At 53.6% G+C, this 13,929-nt stretch carries 14 protein-coding genes; 10 read left to right on the forward strand and 4 right to left on the reverse strand.

The features are described from left to right. Nucleotides 1-202: 202 nt before the first annotated feature. Nucleotides 203-1,405, reverse strand: coding sequence for an L-lactate MFS transporter (locus tag OGV80_RS07545; RefSeq protein ID WP_047407984.1), 1,203 nt, complete (start codon nt 1,403-1,405; stop codon nt 203-205). Nucleotides 1,406-1,656: 251 nt separating this feature from the next. Further along, on the reverse strand, nt 1,657-2,358 hold the full coding sequence (locus tag OGV80_RS07550) for an autotransporter outer membrane beta-barrel domain-containing protein (protein WP_286514367.1): 702 nt from the start codon (nt 2,356-2,358) through the stop codon (nt 1,657-1,659). Between the two features lie 159 nt (nt 2,359-2,517). Here OGV80_RS07550 and tag point away from each other — a divergent pair, with 159 nt between their 5' ends. Together tag and OGV80_RS07560 are read left to right on the forward strand one after the other, a co-directional pair. After that, nucleotides 2,518-3,087, forward strand: a complete 570-nt coding sequence (gene tag / locus OGV80_RS07555) for a DNA-3-methyladenine glycosylase I (protein WP_003846107.1) — start codon at nt 2,518-2,520, stop codon at nt 3,085-3,087. Beyond that, a complete protein-coding gene (locus OGV80_RS07560) occupies nt 3,077-3,517 on the forward strand; it encodes an N-acetyltransferase (protein WP_043018676.1) in 441 nt (146 codons plus the stop codon). The genes tag and OGV80_RS07560 overlap by 11 nt, the downstream gene beginning before the upstream one ends. On the opposite strand, the gene OGV80_RS07565 is transcribed toward OGV80_RS07560, so the two are convergent. Continuing rightward, nucleotides 3,486-5,819 (reverse strand): molybdopterin guanine dinucleotide-containing S/N-oxide reductase, encoded by a 2,334-nt coding sequence (locus OGV80_RS07565; RefSeq protein ID WP_286514370.1) that lies wholly within the window; start codon nt 5,817-5,819, stop codon nt 3,486-3,488. The two genes, OGV80_RS07560 and OGV80_RS07565, sit on opposite strands and share 32 nt — an antisense overlap. A 159-nt stretch (nt 5,820-5,978) precedes the next feature. Between OGV80_RS07565 and OGV80_RS07570 the strand changes: the two genes are divergently transcribed. The 6 genes from OGV80_RS07570 to ghrB all read left to right on the forward strand — a co-directional run bounded on the left by OGV80_RS07570 (nt 5,979) and on the right by ghrB (nt 11,895). Beyond that, complete coding sequence (locus OGV80_RS07570) at nt 5,979-6,641, forward strand: OmpA family lipoprotein (protein WP_043018678.1); 663 nt, start codon at nt 5,979-5,981, stop codon at nt 6,639-6,641. Nucleotides 6,642-6,745: 104 nt separating this feature from the next. After that, nucleotides 6,746-7,762: a LacI family DNA-binding transcriptional regulator gene (locus OGV80_RS07575; RefSeq protein ID WP_075145502.1), complete on the forward strand. Its 1,017-nt coding sequence runs from the start codon at nt 6,746-6,748 to the stop codon at nt 7,760-7,762. A 99-nt stretch (nt 7,763-7,861) separates the two neighbouring features. Further along, nucleotides 7,862-8,611: a sugar phosphate isomerase/epimerase family protein gene (locus tag OGV80_RS07580; protein ID WP_286514375.1), complete on the forward strand. Its 750-nt coding sequence runs from the start codon at nt 7,862-7,864 to the stop codon at nt 8,609-8,611. Nucleotides 8,612-8,614: 3 nt separating this feature from the next. Continuing rightward, a complete protein-coding gene (locus OGV80_RS07585) occupies nt 8,615-9,553 on the forward strand; it encodes a sugar kinase (protein WP_087051912.1) in 939 nt (312 codons plus the stop codon). 64 nt (nt 9,554-9,617) lie between these two features. Continuing rightward, nucleotides 9,618-10,898 carry an MFS transporter gene (locus OGV80_RS07590; protein ID WP_003827389.1) on the forward strand — a complete coding sequence of 427 codons (1,281 nt, stop codon included), beginning with the start codon at nt 9,618-9,620 and terminating at the stop codon, nt 10,896-10,898. A gap of 22 nt (nt 10,899-10,920) precedes the next feature. Beyond that, nucleotides 10,921-11,895, forward strand: coding sequence for a glyoxylate/hydroxypyruvate reductase GhrB (ghrB, locus tag OGV80_RS07595; RefSeq protein WP_087050767.1), 975 nt, complete (start codon nt 10,921-10,923; stop codon nt 11,893-11,895). Nucleotides 11,896-11,953: 58 nt separating this feature from the next. Here the strand turns inward: ghrB and OGV80_RS07600 are convergent, their stop codons facing one another. Then, the gene (locus OGV80_RS07600; protein ID WP_016154915.1) at nt 11,954-12,664 is read right to left on the reverse strand and encodes a DUF3053 domain-containing protein; all 711 of its coding nucleotides are present in this window, start codon (nt 12,662-12,664) and stop codon (nt 11,954-11,956) included. Nucleotides 12,665-13,044: 380 nt separating this feature from the next. Between OGV80_RS07600 and OGV80_RS07605 the strand changes: the two genes are divergently transcribed. Beyond that, nucleotides 13,045-13,335, forward strand: coding sequence for an HTH-type transcriptional regulator (locus tag OGV80_RS07605; RefSeq protein WP_005133819.1), 291 nt, complete (start codon nt 13,045-13,047; stop codon nt 13,333-13,335). Nucleotides 13,336-13,614: 279 nt separating this feature from the next. Beyond that, nucleotides 13,615-13,827: a transcription antiterminator/RNA stability regulator CspE gene (cspE, locus tag OGV80_RS07610; protein ID WP_000014594.1), complete on the forward strand. Its 213-nt coding sequence runs from the start codon at nt 13,615-13,617 to the stop codon at nt 13,825-13,827. Nucleotides 13,828-13,929 lie beyond the last annotated feature (102 nt).

The following is a 13,929-nucleotide window of genomic DNA, read 5'->3' on the forward strand; positions in this document are numbered from 1 at the left end:
CCCTGGAAATCGGGATAAAAACACCCTGTGCAGCGATCAATCAGACCGGACAGAGGAAAAATGCGACAACAGCAGAAGTGAAATGTCTACGGGCGCGGATAAGTAGACCACAGGAGGGAGCAAAAGTGCTTATAGAGAATGAAAATGGCGCATATATTTTTGTAAATATATGCGCCAGGTATTAATCAGACCACTAATAGATTTAGGCGTGCGCCTCGGTGTAGACGCTACGTTGTGGCTGACGAATGGTGGTAGAAAGCGCCAGCGAAATGATTAACAGCGCAAAGATAACGCAGAAGGTCACAAAGAACCCGCCAAACAGCGAGGCGATAATGGAACCGCAAATACTGCCAATACCGAAGCCCAGGTAGATAACACCGTAGTTTTTAGCCAGGTTATTCAGACCGAAGAATTCGCTCACCAGTGACGGGAACACGGTGATGGTGCCGCCAAAGTTAAATGCGACACAGGCAATCGCCATAAAGAAAGTGACGTCATTCAGCGGCGCGAACAGCAGAGCAGCCATACCCACCAGCGAAACGACCTGGCCAATGGTGATAACGCGAATACGGGAGATTTTATCGGACAGAATCCCCAGCACCAGACGGCCCGACAGGTTCGCGATAGAAATCACGGTAACCGCATTTGCCGCCGTTGCCACATCCATATGCGCCAGGCTTTGTGCGATATCTTTCGCCACGCCAATCACATACAGGCCGCTCATACACGCCGTCAGGAACATGACCGCCAGCATCCAGTACTGCGGTTTACGCATGGACTGCGCCAGGGTGAAGTCATTCTCGACCACGCCATTTTTCGTTTTCACTTCCTGATTCGGCGCATCTTTCATCAGCGTGGAGCCAAAGACGATCATTACCAGCACAATCGCGCCCCAAATCATGAAGGTTTTTTCCAGGCCTACGGTACTCAGTAACTGGCTATCGATAAATTTAAAACCGAGGCTGCCAAGGCCATAAGAACCGATGGCAAAGGCGGAAATCAACCCTTTACGCTCCGGGAACCATTTTACGCAGTTGGAAAGCGTTAACAGGTAACCTGCACCATCCGCCAGACCAACCAGCACACCGGCGCTCAGCCACAGCATAATCAGGCTGTCGGAGTGGGCGGTTAAGAAGAAGCCGACGCCGAGTAAAACACCGGAGGCCATGGTGACGCGTTTCACGCCAAAACGTTCCTGCAGCTTGCCGGCAACGGAAGAGGAAATCGCCAGCCCAAGGCTTAGCAAGCCAAAGGAAAATGCAACCTGGCTCACTGGCGCATCAAGCTTAGAAGAGAGTGCGCCATTAAACAGGCTCCAGGTATAAACAGAACCTAAAGCAAATTGGGTAATAATGGTGCCGATCAGAGTCAGCCAGCGGGTACGCTGATAATCAGAAGTTTTCATGGCAGTCTTCCTGCATAAACAAAATGGGAAATTCTCTGCCAACAACCATACCGAAGCGCTTTTATGAGCAGGAGAAAACGGCATGAAATGCCGCCAGGACGGAATGAAATGCCTGGATTGTGGAATGAATGACGAGACAAAAAGTTGGGTTACTGAATTTTATCGCATGAGTTAGTACACGCTATCGCTGAGGCGCGTGTGATTGTTGATCTCGATATGTAACAGAGATGTTTTTCTGATGATTTTTTACGTTAAAATTTGGCGCTCACACCCATGGTGTATATATAGTCGCTGTTGTTGGTGCTATTTTCCGCCTGCGAGAGCGCCGCATAAGCCGCCATGTGCGGGTTCAACAGCATGTCTGCACCGACGGTAACATCCAGCCAGTTACCGTCCTGACCCGCCGCCGTCATGCGGCTGAGTCCCGACTGCGCTTTCCAGATATTCTCGCCAAACTGCTGGTTATAGCTGATTTGCGCCCACGGTCGCACATCACCGAACTGGGAGTTCACTCGCCAGCCTAACGTGCTAACGCTGGCATGCCACAACGGATCGTTCTGCGCTATCGACGTCGCGCTATCGCCAAACTCGTTGTAAGTAGACGTGGTTGAACCGTCATAATGCAGCGCGGCAACCGGACCGGTTGTCACCTGCCTTGAAAGCGGGAAGTTCCAGCCCATACTCATGCCGCTGGTCGCCTCCATAGGCGTCTCATCCGCCAGATTCACCACGGGCCCCGCTACGTTTTGAGTGGAGCGAATACGTTCTTCCAGAATATCGTTATAACGTGGTTGGTGATCGCTGTCCCATGTATAACGTTCAGCCGTATGCCCTGACATCGCATCAACGATATATTCTTGTTGCCAGCCATATGCTGTATTGATGGACAGCGCACAAACTATGACGCTCGCCAGAGTTAACCTTTGGCGACCACTACTGTTTCTTATAATCATCAACGCGACTCCAGAAAAGAGCCGAATTCGGCGATATTATTGTCATTGTGTGAAGGATATCGGGCCCATCAGGCCCTGTATTAAATATTGTCTTTTTAGCTGGCGCGTCAAGGCGGGCCGAATGAAATTTTTACGCCAGTAAAAACAGCGAGGAAGAATATGCAGCGTTGCGGATGGGTCAGCCAGGACCCACTTTACATTGCCTACCACGACAAGGAATGGGGCGTCCCCGAAACCGATGGCAAAAAGCTGTTCGAAATGATCTGCCTTGAAGGCCAGCAGGCCGGATTATCGTGGATTACCGTACTAAAGAAACGGGAAAATTATCGCCACGCCTTCCACCATTTTGACCCGGAAAAAGTGGCGGCCATGACTGAAGAGGATGTGGAGAGGCTGGTACTGGATGCTGGCATTATTCGCCATCGCGGAAAGATTCAGGCCATTATCGGCAACGCTCGCGCCTTTTTGACCATGGCGCAAAACGGAGAATCGTTTAGCGAGTTCGTCTGGTCATTTGTTGATAATCAACCGCAAGTGACCCGCGCCGCCAACCTGAGCGATATCCCCACCTCAACGCCTGCGTCAGATGCGCTGTCTAAAGCGTTAAAAAAACGCGGGTTTAAATTTGTCGGCACCACCATTTGTTACTCCTTTATGCAGGCGTGCGGCCTGGTCAACGATCATGTCACCAGTTGCATCTGCTATCCGGGAGAACAACATGATTCGTGAATCAAAGGCTGACGATCTACCGGCGATTCTGGCGCTATGGATGGAAAGCACAATCCATGCCCACCCGTTTATCGAAGAGCGCTACTGGCGCGAAAGTGAATCCGTCGTGCGTGATGTTTACCTGCCCGCCGCGCAAACCTGGGTGTGGGAAGAAGAAGGCGAGCTCAAAGGCTTTGCCAGCGTTATTGATGACCGCTTTCTCGGCGCGCTGTTTGTCGCGCCTGCCGCCATCAGAAACGGGATCGGCAAAGCGCTGGTGCAGCATGTGCAGCAGCGCTTTTCGATACTCAGCCTTGAGGTCTACCAGAAGAACCAATCGGCGGTGAACTTCTACCATGCGCTGGGTTTTCGCATTGAAGACGGTGCATGGCAGGAGGAAACTCACCATCCCACGTGGATTATGGGCTGGCAGGCGGATCAAACGCCGTAAGGGTCAACGTTGGTCCGCTGTATTTTTCGAGCCACGCCAGCGCAGTGTTGCCCGCGCAGCCATTCCCCAGCTTCGAGCTGGGGAGATCTTTGGTCAGCACGTTGACGGCGCCATTTTTACAAATACCGTTAGCAGCGAGATCCAAATCAGGCCAGGCGCCTTCATGAATACAGATGACGCCAGGTTTAATACCTGCCGACACCACCGCTCCCGCCAGAACTTGTCCTCGCTGATTCCACACCCTGACCGTGTCGCCATCCACAATGCCGCGCGCGTGGGCGTCCTGCGGGTGGATCGTGACCGGCTCACGATCCGCTACCGCATACTGTTCGCGCAACGCGCTGTAGTTAAGCTGGCTGTGCAAACGGTGAGACGGATGAGCGGAAAGCAACTGTAACTGCTCCGGCTCTGCGTTACCGAACCACTCATCAGGCTCCAGCCACATCGGGTGTCCCGCACAGTCTGCGTAGTCGTAACCGGCAATCCTCTCACAGTAGATTTCAATTTTTCCGCTGTCCGTTTTCAGCGGATGCGCCTGCGGGTCGCGGCGAAAATCCGCGAAACGGATAAACTGCGCGCTGGCGGCGTTTTCTGGCATTTCGATCAGGGCGTTGCGCTGCCAAAACTCGGCGAAAGGCGGCAATGTCACCTGCTGACTGGCCCCGCGTTGCCCGGCAATATTGTAAAAGGTCTCCAGCCACGCCAGTTCGCTTTTACCTTCGGTAAATCGGTCATATCCGCCTTTTTCCCAGCGTTCACTCAGCTCGGCAAAGACATCATAATCATTTCTCGCTTCGTCCTGCGGCGGTACGACCTGCTTCATCGGTACCAGATGCTGGTTGCTGTAATCGCCGGTCATGGTCAAATCATTACGCTCAAACGACGTTGTCGCCGGCAGCACGATATCGGCATGCTTCGCTGCGGCAGTCCAGAAACATTCCGAGATAACCACCAGCTCCGGTTTCTGCCAGGCGCGAATTAAACGGTTGGTGTCCTGGTGATGAGTGAAGTTAGCACCGCCCGCCCACCACAGCATGCGGATGTCCGGGAAATGACGGTCCATGCCGTTGTGCTGGTAAAAACCGCCGGGGTTCTCCAGCGCTTCAACAATTCGCGCCACCGGGATTTTATCTACTGCGTCGGTGCCGCCTTTAATGCTGCCCTGCATTGAGGCCAGCACCGCAGAGCGGCGCGTTGGGTTGCCGCCGTTGGCAAAATGGTACGACAGCCCAAAGCCACCGCCTGGCGTGCCGATTTGTCCGAGCATGGCGGCCAGGGTGACGATCATCCAGTGCTTCTGCTCGCCATACTGCTGGCGCTGCATCCCCCATCCTGCCATCAGCATGGTGGTGTTTTGGTGAAATATCGCCGCCAGCTCACGTATTTTCGCTGCCGGAATACCACAAATGTCGGCTGCCCACTCTGCCGTTTTTGCAACATCGTCAGATTTACCCAGCAGATAGTCGGCAAAACGGGCATAACCGGTCGTGCACCGGGCGAGAAAGTCCTCGTCGTGCCAGCCGTTTTCCACCAGCGTATGCGCGATACCCAGCATCAACGCCACGTCAGTCCCCATATGCGGGGCGATCCATTCCATCTTATCGCCAAAAAAATCGACGCTTTCCGATCGCATCGGATCGATACAGATCAATCGTTTCCCGCTGTCGCGTAAAGCCGCAAAGTAAGCGATCCCCTGTTCGTCAGAAGCGTTCCAGGCAATCTTCAGGGTATTCAGCGGATTGGCGCTCCATAACACCACCACCTCGCTGTGCTCCAGCACCACCGGCCAGCTGGTTTGCTGCTGGTAAACTTCGTTGCCGCCCACCACGTACGGCATGATGGCCTGCGCAGCCCCCGTCGAGTAATCCCCCAGATGCCCGGTATAACCGCCCGCCAGCGCCATATAACGCTGTAACAGCGTCGCGGCTTTGTGTAACACGCCGTTGGAACGCCAGCCGTAGGAACCAGCAAAAATCGAGGCCGGGCCGTAGCTGTCACGGATGCGTTTATGCTGCGTATGGATAAGATTTAGCGCGTCATCCCAACTGACGCGAACAAATTCATCCTGCCCGCGCACCCCCTGTGGGTTATCCGGCGAGGCGAGAAAGCCTTTACGCACCATCGGAAAACGTACCCGCGTTTTACTGTGAACCTGGTCGCGCACCACGGTTTGCAAAGAGTTGGGATGGGTGCCAGGCAGCGCGCCACGCGAGGAGAAAACCGTCTCCCCATCGGTTTCGACAAGGACTGGTCCCCAGTGAGCGGCGGTTAATACCGAGTAATGTGCGGGTGAATTAGCCAAGATGGTGCTCCTGAATGCGATGTGACGGCTTATTTATTATGCCGTTCAATGTTACTTACAAATTTCAGAGTCTTCCCTGGAATTTTCTTCATGTTCACACGTCATAATCAACCGCCACGGTCGCTGTGGCAAAGAAGAAAAAGTCATTAAGGAATTAAGATGAAGAAACGTGTTTTTGTTATTGCTGCCATCGTGAGCGGCGCCCTGGCGGTTTCTGGCTGCACAACAAACCCTTACACCGGCGAACGCGAAGCGGGTAAATCCGGCATTGGCGCGGGTATTGGCTCTCTGGTCGGCGCGGGCATTGGCGCACTCTCTTCTTCGAAGAAAGATCGCGGCAAAGGCGCACTGATTGGCGCAGCGGCTGGCGCGGCCGTTGGCGGCGGTGTCGGCTATTACATGGACGTGCAGGAAGCAAAACTGCGCGAAAAAATGCAGGGAACCGGCGTCAGCGTGACGCGTAGTGGCGATAACATCATTCTGAATATGCCAAATAACGTCACCTTCGACAGCAGCAGTGCCAACCTGAAACCTGCTGGTGCCAACACCCTGACCGGCGTAGCAATGGTACTGAAAGAGTACAATAAAACCGCCGTCAACGTGCTGGGCTTCACCGACAGCACCGGCAGCCAGGATCTGAATATGCGTCTGTCGCAGCAGCGCGCGGACTCCGTCGCCAGCGCCTTAATCACTCAAGGGGTCGCGGCTAACCGTATCCGCACTCAAGGTATGGGCCCGGCAAATCCGATCGCCAGCAACAGCACGGCAGAAGGTAAAGCGCAGAACCGTCGCGTAGAAATCACCTTAAGCCCACTTCAGTAACGTTTTGTGCCGGATGGAGACAGGTCGAATCCATCCGGCATGAAGCACTTGCCATCGTTGATTTTCGCGTTAAGGTGTTGTCACCAAACTCAGGGAAATCAGCGATGAGCAAATCAACACGAGCAACCATCAGCGATGTGGCGAAAGCCGCAAAAACCGGCAAGACCAGCATTTCACGTTATCTCAACGGTGAAAAGCACCTGCTTTCCGACGCGCTGCTGGCCCGCATTGAACAAGCCATTGCCGATCTCGACTACCGCCCCAGCCTGATGGCAAGAGGCCTGAAACACGGTCGTACCCGCCTGATTGGCCTGATCATCGCCGATATTACAAATCCTTACTCCGTCAACGTGTTAAGCGGTATTGAAGCCGCCTGTCGCGATAAGGGCTTTACCCCGCTGGTGTGTAACACCAACAACGAAGTGGATCAGGAGCTGCATTATCTCGACCTGCTGCGCAGTTACCAGGTTGAAGGGATTGTGGTCAACGCCGTCGGGATGCGCGAAGAGGGGCTGAACCGCCTGCAGCAGTCTGCGCTGCCGATGGTGCTGATTGACCGTAAAATTCCCGATTTCGCCTGCGATATGGTCGGGCTGGATAACACCCAGGCGGCAACGGTTGCCACCGAGCATCTGGTCGAGCAAGGTTTTGAAGCCATCCTGTTCCTCAGCGAACCGCTGGGCATGGTGAATACGCGCCGCGAACGTCTGAGCGCTTTTCGCGCCACGCTCGCGCAGTACCCCGGCGTTATCGCGCAAAATGCCGAAGTCCCGCTAACGGACAATACGCAACTGGATGACACGCTGCGCCATTTCCACCAGCAGCATCGGGGCATGCGTAAAGCCGTTATCTCCGCCAATGGCGCCCTCACGCTACAGGTTGCCCGCGCCCTGAAGCGCATTGGCCTTAACTGGGGCAGCGATATCGGCCTGCTCGGTTTTGACGAACTGGAATGGGCAGAGCTGGCGGGCGTCGGTATTACCACATTGAAACAACCCACCTGGCAGATTGGCTACACTGCCGTTGAGCAGGTTGTAAGCCGAATTGATGGCGGCTCTTCTGCCATTCAGGAACAGGTCTTCTCCGGCGAGCTGATCGTACGCGGCTCTACCGCCCGTTAAATTACCTTCGTGATGGTGATCATAAATTCGACATCCCAGGCTTTTCTTTGGAACCGGTTCCATTTAGCGTTATTACAAGAACGCTAGTCTGGAGTTTCCATGAAAAGAAAAATTATGGTGGTCACCGCCGCTTACGGCCAAGACCAGGTGCGGGCCGCAGGCGGACAAACGGCATTATTGCCTATCATTGCCGAAGCCGGTGCTGACGGCGTTGAAATCCGCCGCGAGTTATTAACCGATGCCGAGCTGAAAACGCTCCCTACGATGGCTTCTGCTATCGAAATCTTCGGCCTGCTGGCCTGTTACTCAGCGCCTGAGCCATTGTTCCTTGCGAACGGTAACCTCAACCCCCTACTTCCCGCGCTACTTGAAGAAGCGCAGGCCCTGCAGGCGCTGTGGTTAAAAGTCTCCCTCGGCCATTTTTCCCATACCGAACAGTTCAACGTTTTACGCGAATGGCTCGACAACAGCGGAATGGAGCTGGTTGTTGAGAACGATCAAACCGCCTGCGGACGCCTGCAACCGATGCAGCGCTTTAACGAAACCTGTCAGACGCAAAACCTGCCGATATCTTTAACCTTCGATATGGGCAACTGGCTGTGGGTGGGCGACTCCCCGGAAGAAGCAGCACAAAACATGGCGTCAACCGTTGGCTATATCCATGTCAAAGCCGCTGTCACACATCGCGACAGCTACCGCGCCGTACCGCCAGATGCAGCAGACTCGCGCTGGATGGCGCTGCTAAAAATGCTGCCCAACGACGTCCCGCGCGGCATTGAGTTCCCCCTGGAAGGGCAGGATCTGACGGCGGTTACCCGCCACTACGTCGAGCTGTTACGCGAGGAGTAACGTATGAAAAATTCACTGGATGTGGTCACTATTGGTGAAGCGATGGCGATGTTTGTCGCCACGCAAACTGGCGAACTGGCGGATGTGGAGCAGTTTATCAAGCGCGTTGCAGGCGCGGAGCTTAACGTGGCGACCGGTCTTGCCCGTCTGGGCCTGAAGGTCGGCTGGGTGAGCCGCGTTGGCAACGACAGTTTTGGCCGTTTTATCGTTAAGTCGCTGGAAAAAGAAGGGATTAATGCGCAGGGAGTCACCCAGGACGGGCGTTACGCTACCGGCTTTCAGCTTAAATCCAAGGTCGAAAATGGAACCGATCCCATTGTGGAGTATTTCCGCAAAGGTTCCGCTGCCAGCCGCCTCAGCGTTGAGGATTATCACGAGGCCTATTTCGCCAGCGCGCGCCACCTGCACCTGAGCGGCGTAGCAGCCGCGCTTTCCTCCAGCTCTTATGAACTACTGGCGCATACCGCCCGCACCATGAAGGCCCAGGGGAAGACCATCTCGTTCGACCCGAATTTGCGCCCAGTGCTGTGGAAAAGCGAAGCCGAGATGGTGGAAAAACTGAACCGGCTGGCATTTCAGGCTGACTGGGTTCTACCCGGGTTAAAAGAGGGCATGATTTTAACCGGCCAGCAGACGCCCGAAGCCATCGCCGACTTTTATCTGCGCCATGGCGTGAAGGCCGTGATCGTTAAAACCGGGGCTGATGGCGCCTGGTACAAAACTGCCAGCGGTGAACAAGGCTGCGTTGCGCCGGTAAAAGTCGACAACGTGGTCGATACAGTCGGCGCAGGCGATGGCTTTGCCGTGGGCGTTATCAGCGCCCTGCTCGAAGGCCGCTCGCTACATCAGGCAGTGACCCGCGGCAATAAAATTGGCGCACTGGCCATTCAGGTTCAGGGCGACAGCGAAGGATTACCCACACGTGAACAATTAGGGGAATAAATTCCCGGCCAACTCTGTACCCTACATACAGAGGCGGCGTAACAGCATAACCAGAGGGCAGTCTATGAATAGCTCAACTAATGCAGCAAAACGCTGGTGGTACATCATGCCAATCGTGTTTATCACGTATAGCCTGGCGTACCTTGACCGCGCGAACTTCAGCTTCGCCTCCGCCGCAGGTATCAACGAGGACCTCGGCATTACCAAAGGGATCTCTTCCCTGCTGGGCGCGCTGTTTTTCCTTGGTTATTTCTTCTTTCAGATCCCGGGCGCAATTTATGCCGAACGCCGCAGCGTACGAAAACTGATTTTTGTCTGTCTGATCCTCTGGGGTGCCTGCGCGTCGTTAACCGGGATGGTCAGCAATATTCCAATGCTTGCCGCCATTCGCTTTATTCTTGGCGTCGTTGAAGCCGCCGTGATGCCGGCAATGCTGATTTATATCAGCAACTGGTTTACAAAATCCGAGCGCTCGCGCGCTAACACCTTCCTGATCCTCGGTAATCCGGTCACCGTCCTGTGGATGTCCGTGGTTTCCGGTTACCTGATTCAGGCGCTGGGCTGGCGGGAAATGTTTATCATCGAGGGCTTCCCGGCCATCATCTGGGCATTCTGCTGGTGGGTGCTGGTAAAAGACAAACCGTCTCAGGTCGGCTGGTTGTCAGAATCTGAAAAAGCCGCGCTTCAGGCGCAGCTGGAAAAAGAACAGCAAGGCATCAAAGCCGTACGTAACTACAGCGAGGCTTTCCGCTCACGTAACGTTATCCTGCTGTGCATGCAGTATTTCGCCTGGAGTATTGGCGTCTATGGTTTTGTCCTGTGGCTGCCGTCGATTATCCGCAACGGCGGTGCAAATCTGGGGATGGTAGAGGTTGGCTGGCTGTCATCCGTACCGTATCTGGCGGCGACGGCGGCGATGATCCTCGTCTCCTGGGCCTCCGATAAGCTGCAAAATCGTAAACTGTTTGTCTGGCCGCTGTTACTCATTGCCGCTTTCGCTTTTATCGGCTCATGGGCCGTGGGCGCAGACCACTTCTGGATTTCTTACACGCTGTTGGTTATTGCGGGTGCGGCAATGTATGCCCCTTATGGCCCCTTCTTCGCCATCATTCCGGAAATGCTGCCGCGCAACGTCGCCGGCGGGGCAATGGCGCTGATAAACAGCATGGGCGCGCTAGGCTCATTCTTTGGTTCATGGTTTGTCGGCTACCTAAATGGCGCAACCGGCAGCCCGTCCGCCTCGTACATTTTTATGGGGGTAGCGCTTTTTGTCTCAGTATGGCTAACTTTGATCGTTAAGCCTGCTAATAATCAACAGCTACCTATTGGCGCACGCCACGCTTAAATTTTAACTTACGGAGATTCGCATGAAGCCGTCCATTATTCTCTATAAAGCGTTACCTGACGATTTACTGCATCGCCTGGAAGAGCATTTTACTGTGACTCAGGTGCCTAACCTGCGCCCGGACACGGTCGCACAGCACGCCGACGCTTTTGCCAATGCAGAAGGTCTCCTAGGCTCCAGTGAAGCCGTCAATACCGCCCTGCTGGAGAAAATGCCCAGGCTGCGGGCGACATCCACGATTTCCGTAGGCTATGACAACTTCGACGTCGATGCTCTCAACGCGCGTAAGGTGCTGTTGATGCACACGCCAACCGTGCTGACGGAAACCGTCGCCGATACGGTGATGGCGCTGGTGTTAAGCACCGCTCGCCGCGTGGTAGAAGTCGCTGAACGAGTTAAAGTTGGCGAATGGACCAAAAGTATCGGGCCGGACTGGTTTGGTACCGATGTACACCACAAAACGCTGGGGATTGTCGGCATGGGCCGTATTGGCCTGGCACTGGCACAACGCGCGCATTTCGGCTTTAGCATGCCAATTCTCTACAACGCGCGTCGTCATCACCAGGAGGCGGAAGAGCGCTTCAATGCACGTTACTGCGATCTTGATACGCTGTTGCAGGAGTCTGATTTTGTTTGCCTGATCCTGCCGTTAACCGAAGAAACGCATCATCTTTTCAGCACCGAACAGTTCGCCAAAATGAAGTCTTCCGCCATTTTCATTAATGCCGGACGTGGACCAGTGGTTGATGAAAAAGCGCTGATTGCCGCCCTGCAAAATGGGGAAATTCATGCCGCAGGCCTGGATGTGTTTGAGCAGGAGCCATTACCGGCTGACTCACCGCTGCTGTCGCTGCCAAACGTGGTTGCCGTGCCGCACATTGGTTCAGCCACGCATGAAACACGCTATAACATGGCGGCCTGTGCGGTGGATAATTTAATCGATGCGCTGCAAGGACGCCTTGAGAAAAACTGCGTGAACCCGCAGGTCGCGCCATAAACAAAAGGCCGGGTAGCGCTTACGCTCACCCGGCCTTTCATGTATTACAGCGTCTTAATTACTGAGCGGCATTCACCGCAGCAGTCCAGGCCTGATTAAATGCCTGATGCTGAGAAGCCAACGGGCCAATTAGCGTATTGTACTGACTTGCCTGCTGTGACGTTGGGAACTGGATACCGTTGGCGACAAAGCTCACCTGTGTATCCTGCTGCGCGACAAAATCACCGACCTGCACTAACTGCTGCGTGAAGATTTGCGCGGCAGGAATCAGCGGCTGTAACGCCTCTGAAGGTACAGTGACGACTTTGTTGTAGACCTGGTCAAAGACCGGCTTCAGATCCTCGCCCTGCTTCAGCGCGCCATGCGCAGCATCCGCCTGCAGTTTCGCATTTTGCAACTGTTGCCCTAACACGCCCAGCGCACCATTTGCCTGACGCAGCGGTTCACGCTGAGTCACATAATCCTGAGGAACACGAATCGCATTTACGCTATCAACCACCGGACGCAGACCGGAGTCCATCGCCTGATTAACCTGCTGTGAATAGCCATACAGAATCGCGTAATCGGACACAAACGGGCCAAACTGTTTTTTCTGATCGGCGGTCAGCGTTGGTAAACGCTCTCCGCTACGCATTGCAGTATTCTGCAGAAAATCGATAAACGCTTTGCGTTGATCGCCTTCTTTATCAAAACACCCACTCAGGCCAACTACCATTAAGAGCGCCAAAACAGGCGCAAACCAGCGAGAGCAGGACTTACCTGTCGCCATTTTAATACTCCTTTCACCCAAAAATGCGCACAACGACACCCGCGTGCCTGACGTTGACAAGGATAGTCCAGGTCAGCCCCGCAAGATACCCTTTCCGCGTAATCTTGTGGGGGAAAATAACCACTCCCGCCACCCTTCGTTTTGCTAAACAATGCTGCATTTGCCCCACGGCGTCATATTTTAGTCATCTTTACAATCGGGTTTGCTCGTTCGGAGATCCCGACCGTTATCAGTTCGTTAGCCTGCAAAAGATTATCGGCCACAATCCGCTGAAACGAATCCATCACGCAAAGCTTAAATCCGGCTTCATTTTTTCCGACTACTCTTAATGAGCTTCGATGAAATTCACGATCCCGCTGTGTGATTTGTAGGAGTTCTCAATGGAATACAAAGATCCTATGTTTGAACTGCTGAGCAGTCTGGAGCAGATTGTTTTTAAAGATGTATCGCAGACGGTCACTCTGACGCAAAAAACCAACCCTTTCACCGAATTTGAACAGCTACGACGAGGGACAGGTTTAAAAACAGACGATTTTGCCCGGGTGATGGGCGTGACGGTCGCAATGGTTCATGAATGGGAGTCTAAACGCGTAAAGCCTTCCAGTACCGAATTGAAGTTAATGCGCCTGATTCAGGCAGACCCAAGACTAAGTAAGCAATTGATGGATTGAACTATTTTTCAATTTTACCTAAGAACGGTCCGGTAAAAGGACCGTTCCCTTACGGAGAGTATCCACAAATAAGAAAATAGTAGTTGCATCCACATGCGTAAAATGAGTTAATGCCCTCAACGGTTTGACGTACAGACCATTACAGCAGTTAGTAAGGCAAGTCCCTTCAAGAGTTATCGTTGATACCCCTCGTAGTGAGCATTTCCTTTACTGTTAAAAAATCTGTAGAGCACGCCATATCGCCGAAAGGCACACTTATTTTTTAAAAGGTAATACACTATGTCCGGTAAAATGACTGGTATCGTAAAATGGTTCAACGCTGACAAAGGTTTCGGCTTCATCACTCCTGACGATGGCTCTAAAGACGTGTTCGTACACTTCTCTGCTATCCAGAACGATGGCTACAAATCTCTGGACGAAGGTCAGAAAGTTTCCTTCACCATCGAAAGCGGCGCTAAAGGCCCGGCAGCTGGCAACGTAACCAGCCTGTAAGCTTAAAAAGCTCAAAATTCTGAATCCCTGCCATACGGCGGGGATTTTTTTATCTGTACTTCGCAAGACTTCCCCCCAAACGCTTCTTTGCATTACTTTACC

The sequence above is a fragment of the Citrobacter sp. Ce119 genome, from assembly GCF_030334525.1.
Classification (GTDB): domain Bacteria; phylum Pseudomonadota; class Gammaproteobacteria; order Enterobacterales; family Enterobacteriaceae; genus Citrobacter; species Citrobacter europaeus.